The organism is Chryseobacterium sp. JUb7 (genome assembly GCF_024806495.1).
Lineage (GTDB): Bacteria > Bacteroidota > Bacteroidia > Flavobacteriales > Weeksellaceae > Chryseobacterium.
The window spans coordinates 103,877-118,149 of the sequence record NZ_JANUFF010000007.1 but is presented as its reverse complement, the minus strand read 5'-3'; the positions used below and the strand labels follow the sequence as shown (position 1 = coordinate 118,149).

General features: G+C 34.8%; 15 protein-coding genes. 14 read left to right on the top strand and 1 reads right to left on the bottom strand.

Features of this window, described 5'->3' with window-relative positions:
• Positions 1–12 precede the first annotated feature (12 nt).
• The 12 genes from aceA to M2373_RS14250 all read left to right on the top strand — a co-directional run bounded on the left by aceA (position 13) and on the right by M2373_RS14250 (position 10,192).
• Positions 13–1,296, top strand: coding sequence for an isocitrate lyase (aceA, locus tag M2373_RS14305; RefSeq protein ID WP_409013205.1), 1,284 nt, complete (start codon positions 13–15; stop codon positions 1,294–1,296).
• 251 nt (positions 1,297–1,547) lie between these two features.
• On the top strand, positions 1,548–1,931 hold the full coding sequence (locus tag M2373_RS14300; RefSeq protein ID WP_259111724.1) for a thioesterase family protein: 384 nt from the start codon (positions 1,548–1,550) through the stop codon (positions 1,929–1,931).
• A 69-nt stretch (positions 1,932–2,000) separates the two neighbouring features.
• Positions 2,001–2,447 carry a 6-carboxytetrahydropterin synthase gene (locus M2373_RS14295; RefSeq protein WP_259111723.1) on the top strand — a complete coding sequence of 149 codons (447 nt, stop codon included), beginning with the start codon at positions 2,001–2,003 and terminating at the stop codon, positions 2,445–2,447.
• A 24-nt stretch (positions 2,448–2,471) separates the two neighbouring features.
• Entirely contained in the window at positions 2,472–3,284 is an 813-nt protein-coding gene (locus M2373_RS14290) for a UDP-2,3-diacylglucosamine diphosphatase (protein ID WP_259111722.1), read from the top strand.
• A 164-nt stretch (positions 3,285–3,448) separates the two neighbouring features.
• Entirely contained in the window at positions 3,449–4,438 is a 990-nt protein-coding gene (locus tag M2373_RS14285) for an acyl transferase (protein WP_259111721.1), read from the top strand.
• A gap of 92 nt (positions 4,439–4,530) precedes the next feature.
• Positions 4,531–5,076, top strand: a complete 546-nt coding sequence (locus tag M2373_RS14280) for a hypothetical protein (RefSeq protein ID WP_259111720.1) — start codon at positions 4,531–4,533, stop codon at positions 5,074–5,076.
• 127 nt (positions 5,077–5,203) lie between these two features.
• Complete coding sequence (locus M2373_RS14275) at positions 5,204–5,824, top strand: DUF5715 family protein (protein ID WP_259111719.1); 621 nt, start codon at positions 5,204–5,206, stop codon at positions 5,822–5,824.
• Between the two features lie 80 nt (positions 5,825–5,904).
• Positions 5,905–6,645: a hypothetical protein gene (locus M2373_RS14270; RefSeq protein ID WP_259111718.1), complete on the top strand. Its 741-nt coding sequence runs from the start codon at positions 5,905–5,907 to the stop codon at positions 6,643–6,645.
• Between the two features lie 89 nt (positions 6,646–6,734).
• On the top strand, positions 6,735–7,274 hold the full coding sequence (locus tag M2373_RS14265; protein WP_259111717.1) for a hypothetical protein: 540 nt from the start codon (positions 6,735–6,737) through the stop codon (positions 7,272–7,274).
• A gap of 41 nt (positions 7,275–7,315) precedes the next feature.
• On the top strand, positions 7,316–8,038 hold the full coding sequence (locus tag M2373_RS14260) for a sensor histidine kinase (RefSeq protein WP_259111716.1): 723 nt from the start codon (positions 7,316–7,318) through the stop codon (positions 8,036–8,038).
• Positions 8,022–8,699, top strand: a complete 678-nt coding sequence (locus tag M2373_RS14255; RefSeq protein ID WP_259111715.1) for a response regulator transcription factor — start codon at positions 8,022–8,024, stop codon at positions 8,697–8,699. The genes M2373_RS14260 and M2373_RS14255 overlap by 17 nt, the downstream gene beginning before the upstream one ends.
• A 155-nt stretch (positions 8,700–8,854) precedes the next feature.
• The gene (locus tag M2373_RS14250; protein WP_259111714.1) at positions 8,855–10,192 is read left to right on the top strand and encodes a DUF2235 domain-containing protein; all 1,338 of its coding nucleotides are present in this window, start codon (positions 8,855–8,857) and stop codon (positions 10,190–10,192) included.
• Positions 10,193–10,258: 66 nt separating this feature from the next.
• Here M2373_RS14250 and M2373_RS14245 read toward each other — a convergent pair whose 3' ends face one another.
• A complete protein-coding gene (locus M2373_RS14245; RefSeq protein ID WP_259111713.1) occupies positions 10,259–11,422 on the bottom strand; it encodes a histidine decarboxylase in 1,164 nt (387 codons plus the stop codon).
• 218 nt (positions 11,423–11,640) lie between these two features.
• Here M2373_RS14245 and M2373_RS14240 point away from each other — a divergent pair, with 218 nt between their 5' ends.
• On the top strand, positions 11,641–13,569 hold the full coding sequence (locus M2373_RS14240) for an ABC-F family ATP-binding cassette domain-containing protein (RefSeq protein WP_259111712.1): 1,929 nt from the start codon (positions 11,641–11,643) through the stop codon (positions 13,567–13,569).
• Positions 13,570–13,853: 284 nt separating this feature from the next.
• Entirely contained in the window at positions 13,854–14,210 is a 357-nt protein-coding gene (locus tag M2373_RS14235) for a hypothetical protein (RefSeq protein ID WP_259111711.1), read from the top strand.
• Positions 14,211–14,273 lie beyond the last annotated feature (63 nt).

The following is a 14,273-nucleotide window of genomic DNA, read 5'->3' as shown; positions in this document are numbered from 1 at the left end:
TAAACCAAAAATATTATGAAAACAAGACAAGAACAAATTCAGGAAATAGAAAAAGACTGGCTGGAAAATCCACGTTGGAATGGTGTAAAAAGGCCTTACACAGCAGAAGAAGTGTTAAAACTTCGCGGTTCTTATAAATTAGAGTATACGATTGCAACTGAAATGTCTAAGAAATTCTGGACTCAACTCAATAATCAGGATTTTGTGGCCGGATTGGGAGCATTAACTGGAAATCAGGCCGTACAGGAGGTTGATGCAGGTCTGGAAGCGATTTATCTTTCAGGATGGCAGGTTGCAGCAGATGCAAATTTATCAGGTGAAATGTACCCTGATCAGTCTCTGTATCCGGCAAATTCGGTGCCTTCTGTCGTTAAAAAAATAAACAATGCTTTGTTGAGAGCTGATCAGATTCAATCGGTGAACGGTGGTGTTGAAAAAGAATATTTGGTTCCGATTATTGCAGATGCCGAAGCTGGTTTCGGAGGAAATCTGAATGCTTATGAATTGATGAAGCAAATGATTGAAGCCGGAGCTGCCGCAGTCCATTTTGAAGATCAGTTGTCTTCTGCAAAAAAATGTGGTCATTTAGGTGGAAAAGTACTGGTTCCGACTCAGGAAGCAATTAATAAATTGATTGCGGCCCGTTTGGCAGCAGACGTTTTGGGTGTGCCAAGTTTAATTATAGCCAGAACAGATGCCGATGCAGCAGATTTACTGACGTCAGATATTGATGAAAGGGACAAAAAATTTGTAACAGGTGAAAGAACTTCCGAAGGCTTTTATATGGTGAAAAATGGAGTAGAGCAGGGAATTGACAGAGGTTTATCCTACGCTCCGTATGCGGATTTGATCTGGATGGAGACTTCAAATCCTGATCTGGAACAGGCCAGAAAATTTGCTGAAGGAATTCATGCGAAATTTCCAGGGAAAATGTTGGCTTATAACTGTTCACCCTCTTTTAACTGGGCGGCGAGATTAAGTGTCGATGAAATGTTAAATTTTAGAGAAGAATTGGCAAAAATGGGGTACAAATTCCAGTTTATCACTTTAGCAGGTTTTCATGCATTGAATACGGCGATGTTTGAACTGGCTTTAGCATATAAAGAAAAAGGAATGGCTGGATATTCTGAATTGCAGGAACGAGAATTTGCTTTGCAAAAACAGGGTTTCAGAGCGGTGAAGCATCAGTCTTTTGTAGGGACAGGATATTTTGACGAGGTGCAGAATGTTGTAACCAATGGTTCTTCTGCAACAGTTGCGATGAAGGACTCTACAGAAACAGCACAGTTTCATTAAGTATAAGTGCCGGGATTTAACACAAGAAAATCAATGATTGTCAATGTAAGATAAGTGTAAATTTTATCGAAGATAAAATCCTTGCGCCTTAAAATATACAATTTATAATATTTTTGCGCCTTTGCGATTTACCAACAGTCATAAAAGGTTATTAAAAAGTTCCATTTTAAATAAATTTTATTGTTAAAACCTCTCTGTTTTGGGGAGGTTTTTCCTTTTTATAGCTATTTTTGAGTAAATATTTGACGAAGATGAGTTTGATTTTTGAAAAACAAATACAGGTAACAAAAGAATATATTGACGGAAATAATCATGTGAATAATGTTCAGTATGTTCATTGGGTAGAAGAAATTGCAGGTGAGCATTGGGATTTTGTGAAACATAAAACCGATTTTCCTAATGATATCTGGATGCTTCTCGATCATCATATTCAATACAAAAAGCAGGTGTATTTAGGAGATATTATGACGATAAAAACATATCCGAAATCTCCCGAAGGAATTCGTCAGCCAAGAAAAGTAGAGTTTTACTGCAATGACCAGCTGGTTGTGGATTCTCTGACACTTTGGGTTTTTGTGGATAAAGAAACTAAAAGAGTGAAAAGACTGGAAGGTGATTGGTTGGATACATTATAACCTGACTCAGGAAAAAGTCATATATGTTAAGCTTTTTTCTTTTAACCTCTTTTATCCTATCTTTGCATTATGATACGTATTACAAAAATTTTTACATTCGAAACGGCACATGTGCTGTATAATTATGACGGAAAATGTAAAAATATGCACGGGCATTCTTATAAGCTGTTTGTGACAGTGAAAGGGAAGCCTGTAAATGATTTGGAGAACCCTAAGAATGGGATGGTAGTGGATTTTGGAGATATCAAAAGCATCGTAAAGTCTGAAATTGTGGATGTCTGGGATCATGCCGTGTTGATCAACGGACTGTCACCTCATAAAGAACTGGGTGAAAGTTTAGAAGATCAGGGGCATAAAGTGATTTATTGTACTTTTCAGCCTACTTGCGAGAATATGTTATACGCGATCGCAGCAAAAATTAAGTCAAAACTTCCGGAAGGAATTTCTTTGGCCTATCTTAAACTTCACGAAACAGAAAACTCTTACGGAGAGTGGTTTGCAGAAGATAATCAGTAATTTACTCAATAAAAACTCAAAACGGTGTTAAAAACAACCATCAATTTAGAACCTGGTAAAAAAGTGTATTTTGCTTCAGATCAGCATTTTGGTGCTCCTGATCCGAAAAAAAGTAAAGTGCGTGAGGAGAAATTTATCCGTTGGATGGATGAGATCAAGCAGGATGCTCAGGTTTTGTTTTTAATGGGTGATTTGTTTGATTTCTGGCATGAGTGGAAGCATGTGATTCCAAAAGGGTATGTCCGTGTTTTAGGAAAAATTGCAGAACTGAAGGACCGGGGAATTCATATTTATTTTTTTGTAGGAAACCACGATCTTTGGATGAAAGATTATCTCGAAGAAGAGATCGGCTGTACGGTTTTTTATAAGAAACAATATTTTGAAATGGGCGGCAAGCAGTTTTTGCTGGCTCATGGTGATGGTTTGGGCCCCGGAGATAAAGGGTATAAAAGAATGAAAAAAGTCTTTACCAATCCTGTTGCCCAGTGGTTTTTCAAATGGCTGCATCCGGATATTGCCATGAAAATTGCCTTGTATATGTCACAGAAAAATAAAATGATTTCTGGTGATGAAGACAAAGAGTTTTTAGGGGAGGATAAAGAATTTCTGATCATTTATTCCAAAGAAAAACTGAAAACTCAGAAGATCGACTATTTTATTTACGGACACAGGCATCTTCCGATGGTTTTGGACCTTAATGAAAACGCAAAATATATCAATCTTGGAGACTGGATTTCGTACTTTACGTATGGTGTTTTTGAAAAAGATTTTGAATTGAAAACTTTTGAAGAAAGCATAAAAAAAAGTTACCCCATAAAAGAGGTAACTTGCGAATGAGTTTGATGTCATTCTGTTTTTAATCCATATTCCGGAATTATAATAGCAATAATTTGACCAAAATTTTTGTTCCTAAATTAAAAAAATATTAAAAGACTGTTTTAGCGTTTATATCAAATCCAATTTGAGACCATAAAACAGCATGAAAATAATTTTAAAGACCATTGAAAAGTATATTTAACATACGTACAGAGCAGGATTTTATAGATATTTGTCTGGAAACATTCCGTTATCAATACGAAAATATTGAGGTGTACAGGAAATTTGTGGATTTTTTAAAAATTAATCCGACTGACATTAATGAGCTGACAAAAATTCCTTTTCTGCCAATTGAGATGTTTAAAAATCATCAGGTTTTGGACAAAAATGTGACAACAGATCTGTTTTTTCAAAGTTCCGGAACGACACAGATGAATTTATCCAAACATTTTATTGCCGACGAAAGTATTTATCAGGAAAGTATCTACAAAAGCTTTGACCGTTTTATAGGAAAGCCCGAAGATTTTATTTTTCTGGGTTTATTGCCAAGCTATCTGGAAAAACAAAATTCTTCCTTAATATATATGGTAGATTACTTAATGAAAAAATCTGCCAAGCCGGAAAACGGATATTTTCTCTATAATCATTCCGATTTATTTGAACTGTTAAATACTTTACAAGATAAAAAAGTAATTCTATTTGGAGTTTCCTTTGCTCTGCTGGATTTTTTAGACTACTGTCAGGCTGAAAGGAGTGAAGATTCACTGAACTTTTTAGAAAATCTCGTAGTTATTGAAACCGGAGGAATGAAAGGGAGAAAAGAAGAGATGACCAAAGATGAATTATTAAAAATTTTAAAGGACGGTTTTAAAACAGATAAAATTTATTCTGAATATTCAATGACAGAGCTTCTTTCGCAAGCCTATTCTTTAGGACAAAATATTTATGAATGTCCGGGTTGGATGAGGATTCTGGTTAGAAATGCCGAAGACCCTTTTAGTTATGAAAAAGAAGGAAGAACAGGAGCAGTTAATATAATTGATCTCGCCAATATCCATTCGTGTGCTTTCATCGCCACTCAGGATTTGGGAAAAACGCTTCCCGGCGGCAAGTTTCAGGTATTGGGGAGAATAGATCATTCGGATATTCGAGGATGCAGCCTGCTTGTGAGCTAGTATGTTTAAGACTGAGAAAATTTTTCCAGTGACCTTTTGGGGTTAAGAGTTTAATGTCAATTTAAAATTGAAGGGTTAAAATAAAAAAAGGAGTGTTAAAAATAGAAGAATTAGTTCATGCATTTATCCATTCTCAATGCGATTTTGAGAAAGAAGTTGTATTGACCAATCATTTTCAGGCCGATTGGGAAGCTGATATTCTGATCATTGGTGCGGACGGTTTTAGCCATGAAATTGAAATCAAACTTTCAAAAAGTGATTTCAAAAACGATTTTAAAAAATCTTATACCAATACAAAAACCGGTGAGAAATTTTTAAAACATGATAAGATTGGTTGTGGTGATTATGTTTGCAATGCATTCAGTTTCCTGCTTCCGATGGGAATGGTTGATCATTCTCTGATTCCTGAACATTGCGGAATTATCGAATTTTATCATAATGTCGATTCCTGGGAAACTGAATTTTATGGCCTTCGTCAACCAAAAAAAGTGCACGAAGATTCTTATTGGAATTTAAATGATAAAGATCTTTTTATCCGGAAAATGGCGCTGAACCTATTGCAGCGAAAAATGGAAATTAAAGGCAAGCATGAAGAATTGATCTTTAAAAATCCTTTCGATATCAAGAAAATAAAATAAATCCTGTCGTTTGACGGGATTTTTTGTTGTTTGGTTCGGTGTTTGATTTTTAGTTTAAATCTAATTGTAGTTAAATTAATACTTCAGTTTATTGGTTTTAGTTTATAAAATTTAAAAGTCTGTTTTAATGAAAAAGTTGTTATGTGTGATTTTTGTACCTTTTATTTTTAATGTTCATTATTCTCAGAATCCGAAAAAACATATACCTTGCTATGATCTGAGAGAGGTATTGAAAGTAGAGGCGACTTCTCTTTATAAACCGCACCTGGATGCTTCCAAAAGTTTTGGAGTAGCATTGCTGAAAGATTCTAAAGCAGTTCAGAAGTATATTAACAACGGGAAATTTCATAAAATAAAAAAATCGGCCAAAGGATATAAGGTTCAGAAACTCGATTACAGCCGGGCCTGGATGGTTTCCAAAGCCAAAGCCACCTTAGAAAAAATGGGGGCAAGATTCAGTAAGGAAACAAAAGGACACACTTTTACGGTATCATCGATTACCAGAACGTTGGAAGATCAATGTAGATTAAGAAAAGTTAATACCAATGCATCTTTGGGGATAAGCTCCCACAATTACGGAAATTCTTTCGATATTTCTTATATACGGTTTAATGATGTTTTAAAGTACAATCCCAAAATGGAAGCGGCTTTGGAAAAGGTTTTAAAATATTATGCGAATGCCGGAATGATTTATTACATCAAAGAAAAGCAGCAAAGCTGTTATCACATTACGGTAAGAAATTATTAAACACATTTCAATTATGAGTGAATACTTGCACAAGTAGTTTACTTTATTTAATTTTATCCAACTAAATATACCGTGAAAATATGACAAATTTAAACCAAGAACAATATGACCTGGCGATTGCAGACTGGACAAATTGCCGTGTAAATTATTCTACAGTTCAAAAATTAATTTCAACAACCCAAATTTTTCAAATTTCAGCCGCTCAGGTTGATCAGATCAAAAAAGTAAATAACTACAAAGAGTTTTGTGCTAAAATAGGAGTTTACAGTGATCAAATCGTTTTAATTTTGGTAGGGCTTGATGAAAATGGAAAAGAAATTCTTTCGGGAGACTACCCATGCAGTGCTTTAGAAACACTGAAAGGAGAACTTACCCTTGTAGAACAAAGAGAATATACGGTTATTAATAATGCTGTTCTTTCTTCAGATTTGAGAAAAGTAGACAGCGATTCGGATATGTATTTTCCGGTGTCTAATAAGCCGGTAATGGAACAGGATAAAGCTTTGGAGGCAATTGAGCGCTGGAGAGATGAAGGGATGACCTGGTTTTACAGAGAATGTTCAGAATTCAGAGGTAATGGCGTTTTTCAGCAATTCTATGTACCTTCTCTAAACCTTACTCCTCATGAGCCGGGAAAAGTACTGGATCATTTCGTGTGTTCTTTCGGGCTTAAATTTTCTGATGTTTATCAAAAAATGCTTGTTACCCTTATTTTCATTTCTTTTTATGACGATCTGTTGGAGAATGGTAGCGGAAGTACTCCGATTTCTTCTAACACATATGATTGGTCACAGCCTTGTCCTCCGATCTGTAGAGTATAATTTTTTAACTAAACTTAATTGTGGATACATACAAAGTAATACTTTATCTTAATAATAGTTTACTTGTCATTTGTGCTTTAATAGGCATTTTGAAGTACAAATTTTTTAAAAATACAGAAAAATGGTATGTTTATTATATCATTTTTCTTTTTTTGATAGAAGCTGTTGTTAAGGTCTCTCTTTATGTTTTTGAGCATGATGATGTCAACTTTTTGTTTCCATATTATGTTTCGGGGGAGCTTTTGCTTCTGGCGAGTCTGTTTATAAAAAAATCGAACCTGTCGTATTATTTTTACATTCCGGTAGTTCTTTTGGTGGGATACTTTTTTATAGACAGTAAAATTGAAACCAATGATATAAAGAAAGTGGTTTCCAATATTGTTGTTATCTGTTTTGCGGGCTACGCACTTCTGACAGAGATTAAAAATAATAATATCAATAACAGATTTATCCTTGCTGACAGTTTGATATTTTTATATTATGCCGTTTCTGTATTTGTATTTTTCCTTCTTCGTCAGATGGAAAATTTTTCGAAAGGAGAAATGTTCCTGATCTGGAATATCAATAATATTCTTTGCTGTTTCCTTTATATATCAATCATTTATACCTTTTTAAAATTAAAGAAATAACCCTAAATATCAGTTTTTTTATTACTTTAATTGTCGTACTGGTGATTATTGTATCTTTTATTTTGCTGGCTTACAGAAGTTTTATTCAGAGAATTATCAAAGAGAAAAATGCACAGCACGAAGCAGAAGTTCAGCATCAGAAAAACCTTGCTTTAGAAAATATTAAAGCTCAGGAAGCGGAAAGAAGACGAATTGCGGTAATGATTCATGATGATATCGGGAACCGTTTAAATATCCTTTCGCTATGGCTCAATAATTTAGATACAAAAGGGGATGAGCTGATTAAGAAAAATATTTCGGGGCAGATGTCATCGCTTATTGATTCTGCAAGAAGTATTTCCCACTCACTATATCCTGTAAATCTAGAATCTGTAGGGCTCGTACTGTATATTGAAGAGTTAATTGCTAATTTGGCGACAAGAGTTAATATTTCCCTTACGGTAAGTCCGAAATTTCAGAAGAAAGATATTTTTATTGAAGTTCAGTTATACCGTATCATACAGGAATTTACGACCAATGTTCTGAAACATTCCAAAGCAACAAGAATCTGGATTTATATCAAAGACAATCAGACCAGTCTGGGAGTTGTAATTTCGGATAACGGTGAAAGTTTTGAATATGAAGCCGTAAAAAAAGGAATGGGTATAAAAAACATTGAATCCCGTATCAAATCTATGAATGCGGTGCATAAGTGGAAAAATATTTTAGAAAAAGGAAGCCGTTTAATTATTAAAATCCCGTACAACAATGAAACCCCAAATTAAAATAGCCCTCATTGATGATGAAGAGCTGATTCTCGAAGGTGTAAAAATGCTATTGTCTTCCGAACAGAATATTTCTGTAGGACTTACAGCAAACAATGGTCCCGATTTCTTAGAAAGTCTGGAAAATATATCCAAAGAAGATTTTCCCGATATCGCATTGGTAGATGTTCAGATGCAGCCGATGAACGGATTTGAATTGGTGGAAATTTTAAAAGAAAAATATCCCGATCTTAAAATAATTATCCTCTCTTCTCATTACAAAACAACTATTTTAGGATATATGGTGAAATTAGGAGTATCAGCATTTCTTCCTAAAAACTCAAACAGAAAAACATTTATCGACGCCATTACCATGGTGTATAAAAATGGTGTGTTTTTCACTGCAGAAGATCATCAGATGTTATTTTCCTATATGAACAGTTCGTCTAAGAAGAAAACCTTATTTGAAATGGATGATGAGCTGTCTGACCGCGAAAAAGATGTTGTAAAACTGATCTGTCAGGAATGTACCAATAATGAGATTGCTGAAAAGCTGTTCATAAGTCCGAGAACGGTAGAAAGCCACCGACAGAGAATTGTAGAGAAAATTGGCGCTAAAAATACAGTGGGAATTGTTATTTATGCAATCATTAATAATATCCATCCTGTAGAAAGAATCTGATTCCGTAGAAATACGGAATTTTTTATTTAGTAGTTTCTACTCTAGTATCCTGGTTGTTTTCCTTGTTACTTTGAAATGTCTGTGATGACACAGTTTTTAGCAATATCCAGCAATGAATATTGTAAACTGTTGAAAATAAAATACAAAGGATTGACATGGAAAAAGAAATGATTTCAATCGGAATATTTTTCGATGGAACAGGAAATAACGGAATTAATGCAACTTCTTCCCAAAAACCTAATAAAAATAATCAGAGTTATCAAAGTGATATAACCAATATTTATAAACTTTTCAGATTGTTTAACGGGAATGAAAAAAAATATATTGAAGGAATAGGCACTGTTAGCGGGCAGGAAGACAGTGACTTTGCCATCGTAACGTGCAAAAATCCTTATGGTTATACCGGTTATTCTTCTGATGATAAACTTGCCGAAGCTCTTGATTTTATCAATGGGAAAATGGAGGATCAAACGAAGGAATATCACTTCTATATTTATGGTTTCAGCAGAGGAAGCATGCTGGCGAGAAATTTATGCAATGAGCTTAATCTTTCAGAAAATGTAAAGGTTAAATTTCTGGGTATTTTTGATACGGTAGAATCTGATCCTTTTAACGAATATAATGTCAGTATTTTACCGGAAATAGAAAATGTTCTTCATATCTGTGCTGTGAACGAATGCCGATATTTTTTTCCGCTCACAGGTATTTTCGAAGAGTCAAAACAGATGGAAGATGCAAAGTCTTATGTAGGAACTTCTGTTTGGAAAGAAATTTTTGTTCCCGGAGCGCACGCTGATATCGGCGGAGGTTATCTGGAAGGTTCACAGTCTGTCTATGTTTCTGCAAATTATACGAATAACAAAGAGGTAGATGAATATGTTGAAAATGTACAGAATACGGCTAAAGATTCGGAAGGAAATAAGATTTGGAATTTTCTTCTGGAAGATTATAAAATAGATGAGGGCGCATTCTTTTCGCAGGCTTATGTGGAGAGGAATACGGTTTATAATGACCTTGCAAAAGTATACGGAAAACTGATGTTGGCTGAAACGAATGTCGTAGAGGCAATATTCAGTACAGATTTTAATGAGTCCAATTTCGAAATCAATGCTTCTGAGCATTCTTTTCTGATTCATTTTTCAAATGAACTGGAAGCGTATACCAAGGATCTTTCACCAAGTTTAAAACCTGTTTATCATTATCAGAACTTTTCAGACTACACCCATATTTCCGCGAATTTCGGTCTGTATCCGAGTGTCTTATTTAAGCAGGCAGAAGACCAGGTAAATGTTGAAGTGATCAACAATGGTCTGAATGTTCCGAGTAATGCGAATGTCGACAAAGCTGAGGCAGATTATTCAAAGTTCCATTCCGATACCCAGCTGCTGGCAGACGGTTCCATTATAGATTATGCCTACGGAAGTAACATCCCGAATAACGACACCTGGAGTCGTTCAATATTGATCAAAGAGAATTTTTATAATAAATGTTAGTACTTTTTCAGTTTTAAATTTAGGTGTAGAGCTGTCCAGTGTTTAGGACAGCTCTTTTTTGTTTTTTTACAATCCGGCTTTTGATTCTTCTGCCGTTGTCAGGTGGCTATGAATCTCTTTCTCCAGATCTTTTACCAAACGGTCAATCATTTTTTTTGTAATCCCCGGCCTCAAAATAATATGAGTGGTTTCCTGATGGGTAGCCAGTTGCCATTTGTACTGCAGTTTTTTACTCACACGGGGGATAAGAATGGTAAGGGCATTCGGATTTTTCCAAACGTCTATTCCAATTGCAGATAACTGCTTGTAGGCATAATCAGTCATTTCAAGACATTCATTAAGTCTTTTTTTCAATCCTTCAACTCCTACGGTTTTTATGAAATGCCATAAGATTAATGAAGTAATGCCGTTGCGGGACCCTGTAATGGTATCATCAAGACTGTCGATAACATTAACGTATTGCGAAACCTGTTCTTTGTGATGTTTAAGGACAATCACCACACCACAGGGAATTGGTGATCCGATAAATTTGTGCCCGCTTGTATTGATAGAATCTGCTCCTTCTGTAAAATCAAAATTAGGTTTTGGACTCAGAAATTGGGCATAACTTCCACAAAATGCAGCGTCACAGTGGATATAGCGATTCTTGATACGAAGATGATCAAGAATTTGATGGATATGTTTAATATCGTCTTTCGCTTCTTTCACGGTGGTGCCTATATTGGCAACGATAATAGCCGGTAATTTTTGATGATTGGACAGTTTCTCTTCAAGATCTGTATAATCCATTTCTCCGTTATGCTGAGACTTGATTTTTTGAGATTTTAAGCTTAGAATGTCTATATTTTTTTCAATACTGTAATGGGCATCTTCTGAAAAATAAACAATTCCGTCAGGGTATAACCTTTTAGCTAAATAGAGGGCATAAAGGTTTCCTTCTGTGCTGCCATTGGTGATATAACCCCAGTAATTATTTTCAGGAGCTTTAAAAAGCTGTGCAAAAAAATCAATGACGTCTCTTTCGAAAGGGTGAGTGTTTATCTGATAAGAACCACCGGAATAAAATGCATCTCCTACATTATTAATAGGATATTTCATGAACTTATACAGGATAGAATAATCAAAATCAATCGTACATGGGTAACCCAAAAAATGGTTATTTTTATTGCTTAAATATTTCTCTAACTGGTCAATTTTACCCAGATCTTCTGATGTTAAATTTTTATTCATAGTAATAGTTTTTGGTCTAGTAAATATACACTGAAAATTTAACATAATAAAATGCCGTTCAGCTAGTTGAGATTAAATGTGATTCATATTATAAAGCGCATACTGAATTTTGAAAATGAACAATTTATAATGCTTTTACGACACATTCGACAATTCATTTCTTTTTCCGTATTTTTGCACCCGAAAAATATTCAGTATTAATTCTTAATTATTCATACATGCTTTCTGTTCAAGGTTTAGGGCTACATCATTCAGGAAACTATTTGTTTCAAAACGTGAATTTCACTATTAAAAAGGATGATAAAATTGGTTTGGTTGGTAAAAATGGAGCGGGAAAATCCACTTTATTAAAAATGCTTTCCGGAGAAATTACATTCTATGAAGGAAATGTGGTTCCTGAAGGAAATATTACCATTGGTTTTCTGAAGCAGGATCTTGATTTTGTGAAGGGAAGAACCGTTTGGAACGAAACGATGCAGGCTTTTGAGCAAATCAATGCTTGGAAAGATGAATTGGAGGAAATAAACCACCAAATGACGGTAAGAACCGACTACGAAAGTGATTCTTACACAGATTTGATCAACAGAATGACCGATCTGAATGATCTTTTGATGCATCATGATGCCTATAATTTGGAAGGTGATATTGAAAAAGTATTGTTTGGTCTTGGTTTTAAAGCTGATGATTTTCAAAAAATAACAGATGAGTTTTCAGGAGGTTGGAGAATGAGAATCGAATTAGCAAAATTGCTTCTTCAGAAAAATGATTTAATGCTTCTCGATGAGCCTACCAACCACTTGGATATGGAGTCAATCATCTGGCTGGAGAATTTCCTGAAAGATTATCCGGGAGGAATTCTTTTGGTAAGTCACGATAAACAATTCATGACGGCAGTCTGTAACCGTACTTTTGATGTGAACAACAGAAAAGTGGATGATTATAAAGCCAACTATTCCAAATATTTGGTAATGCGTGAAGATCGCCGTGAAAAACTGATTCAGGCTAAAAAGAATCAGGATGCGGAAATCAAACAAATGGAAGATAACATTAATAAATTCCGTGCGAGTGCTACCAAAGCATCTTTTGCCCAGTCATTGATTAAAAAATTAGATAAAATTGAGCGTATTGAGGTTGATAATGAAGATGTTTCAAAATTCAATATCCGTTTCGTACAGTCTCAGGTTCCAGGAAAAGTGATTTTCGAAGCTGAAAACCTGGGTAAAGCATATGGCGAAAAGCAGATTTTTGATGATGTGGACTTTATCGTTCAGAGAGGAGACAGAATTGCGCTTTTGGGACAGAACGGACAGGGAAAAACAACATTGGCAAAAATCCTTGCCGGAGATATTAAAGATTATTCCGGAAACTGGAATCTTGGACACAACGTTAATATCGGTTATTTCGCACAGAATCAGGAAGAAGTTCTTACACCTAATAAAACCGTTCAGGAAGAGGCGGAAGATGCGGCGACTGAAGAAACAAGACCCAGAGTAAGAGATTTGTTAGGATCTTTCCTTTTCCAGGGGGAAGCAGTAAATAAAAAGACAAAGGTCCTTTCCGGAGGGGAGAGAAACCGTCTGGCTCTTTGTAAATTGCTTTTGCGTCCTTTCAACACGTTGATTATGGATGAACCTACCAATCACCTGGATATTCAGTCTAAAGAGATTATCAAGCTGGCTCTGCAGAAATTTGAGGGTACGCTTATCGTAATTTCTCACGACAGAGAATTCTTACAAGGACTTTGTGATAAGATTTATGAATTCCGTGATGGTAAAATGAAAGAATTCTTAGGAGATATCAATGAATATCTGGAATTCAGACAGAAAGAAAGCATCAGAGAAATCTCAGCAGAAAAAGCAAAACTTCACAGCGATGAGCCCAAAGCTGAAGTAAAGAAAGTTGAAGAGAAACCGGTAGCCAACAGCCAACAGTCAACTATTGTAAGCAAAGAACAAAAAAACCTTCAGAACAAATTAAAAAAAGTAGAAGAAAAAATCTCTGAACTCGAAATCAAGATCGAAGAAATGGAAGCTTCTTTTGCTAAAGAAAATCCTTCTGAAGAAACACTGGAAAAATATAATAAAATTAAAGAAGACCTGGATCTTGCATTACAGGAATGGGAGCATTTAGGATCCCAACTGAATTAATTTTTGAAAATAATAGATGCTTCGACAGGCTCAGTATAATATTTTTAATACTAATTATTTTTATTAGTGGTGAATTTTTAACGATGTCATTCTGAGCTTATCGAAGCATCAAAACATGGAGTATTGCAATTAGTATTAGCATTGTCATCCTGAGCCTGTCGAAGGATCTTCAAGCATATTTTAAAAAGAAATGTAACAAAACTCCAATCATTTCTACACATTACATAAAGCATTTTAATAAAACTTTAATCTAAGTTTTTAATTTATTTTCATAATTTTGAACGATGATTTTTAAAGAAAGCAGAATTCTAAAGAGTTTTATCTCCAAGCTATTGTTTGGGATATACTTTATTGCGCTGTTTTCTCAAAGTTTTCACCATCATGATTCTGTAGATTATTTTAAGAATTTTAATTTTAAAAAATCAGAACATTCAGTCTCAGAAAATATTGCGAAAGAAAAAGCCGGCGACTGTTTGGCGTGTCATTTCTTAGCGACCGGACATACATTAGTTCCTGAAGAATTTAGTTTTACTTTTGAAAGTTATACCCATGAAGTAGAACTTATCATTGACATTCAGGAAAGAATCTGGTCTCAGACAAAATTCAATTTTCAACTTAGGGGACCTCCCTCAATTTCATAATTATAGATTTTTTTGGTTTAAAGTTTAATGCTTTAAGGTTAATTTTTTTTTAACCTAAACTAT

Excerpts from the sequence above, each read along its gene's own strand:
- M2373_RS14300 (WP_259111724.1), top strand. The coding sequence starts at position 1,548 with ATGAGTTTGATTTTTGAAAAACAAATACAGGTAACAAAAGAATATATT.
- M2373_RS14295 (WP_259111723.1), top strand. The coding sequence starts at position 2,001 with ATGATACGTATTACAAAAATTTTTACATTCGAAACGGCACATGTGCTG.
- M2373_RS14275 (WP_259111719.1), top strand. The coding sequence starts at position 5,204 with ATGAAAAAGTTGTTATGTGTGATTTTTGTACCTTTTATTTTTAATGTT.
- M2373_RS14270 (WP_259111718.1), top strand. The coding sequence starts at position 5,905 with ATGACAAATTTAAACCAAGAACAATATGACCTGGCGATTGCAGACTGG.
- M2373_RS14255 (WP_259111715.1), top strand. The coding sequence starts at position 8,022 with ATGAAACCCCAAATTAAAATAGCCCTCATTGATGATGAAGAGCTGATT.
- M2373_RS14250 (WP_259111714.1), top strand. The coding sequence starts at position 8,855 with ATGGAAAAAGAAATGATTTCAATCGGAATATTTTTCGATGGAACAGGA.
- M2373_RS14245 (WP_259111713.1), bottom strand. The coding sequence starts at position 11,422 with ATGAATAAAAATTTAACATCAGAAGATCTGGGTAAAATTGACCAGTTA.
- M2373_RS14240 (WP_259111712.1), top strand. The coding sequence starts at position 11,641 with ATGCTTTCTGTTCAAGGTTTAGGGCTACATCATTCAGGAAACTATTTG.
- M2373_RS14235 (WP_259111711.1), top strand. The coding sequence starts at position 13,854 with ATGATTTTTAAAGAAAGCAGAATTCTAAAGAGTTTTATCTCCAAGCTA.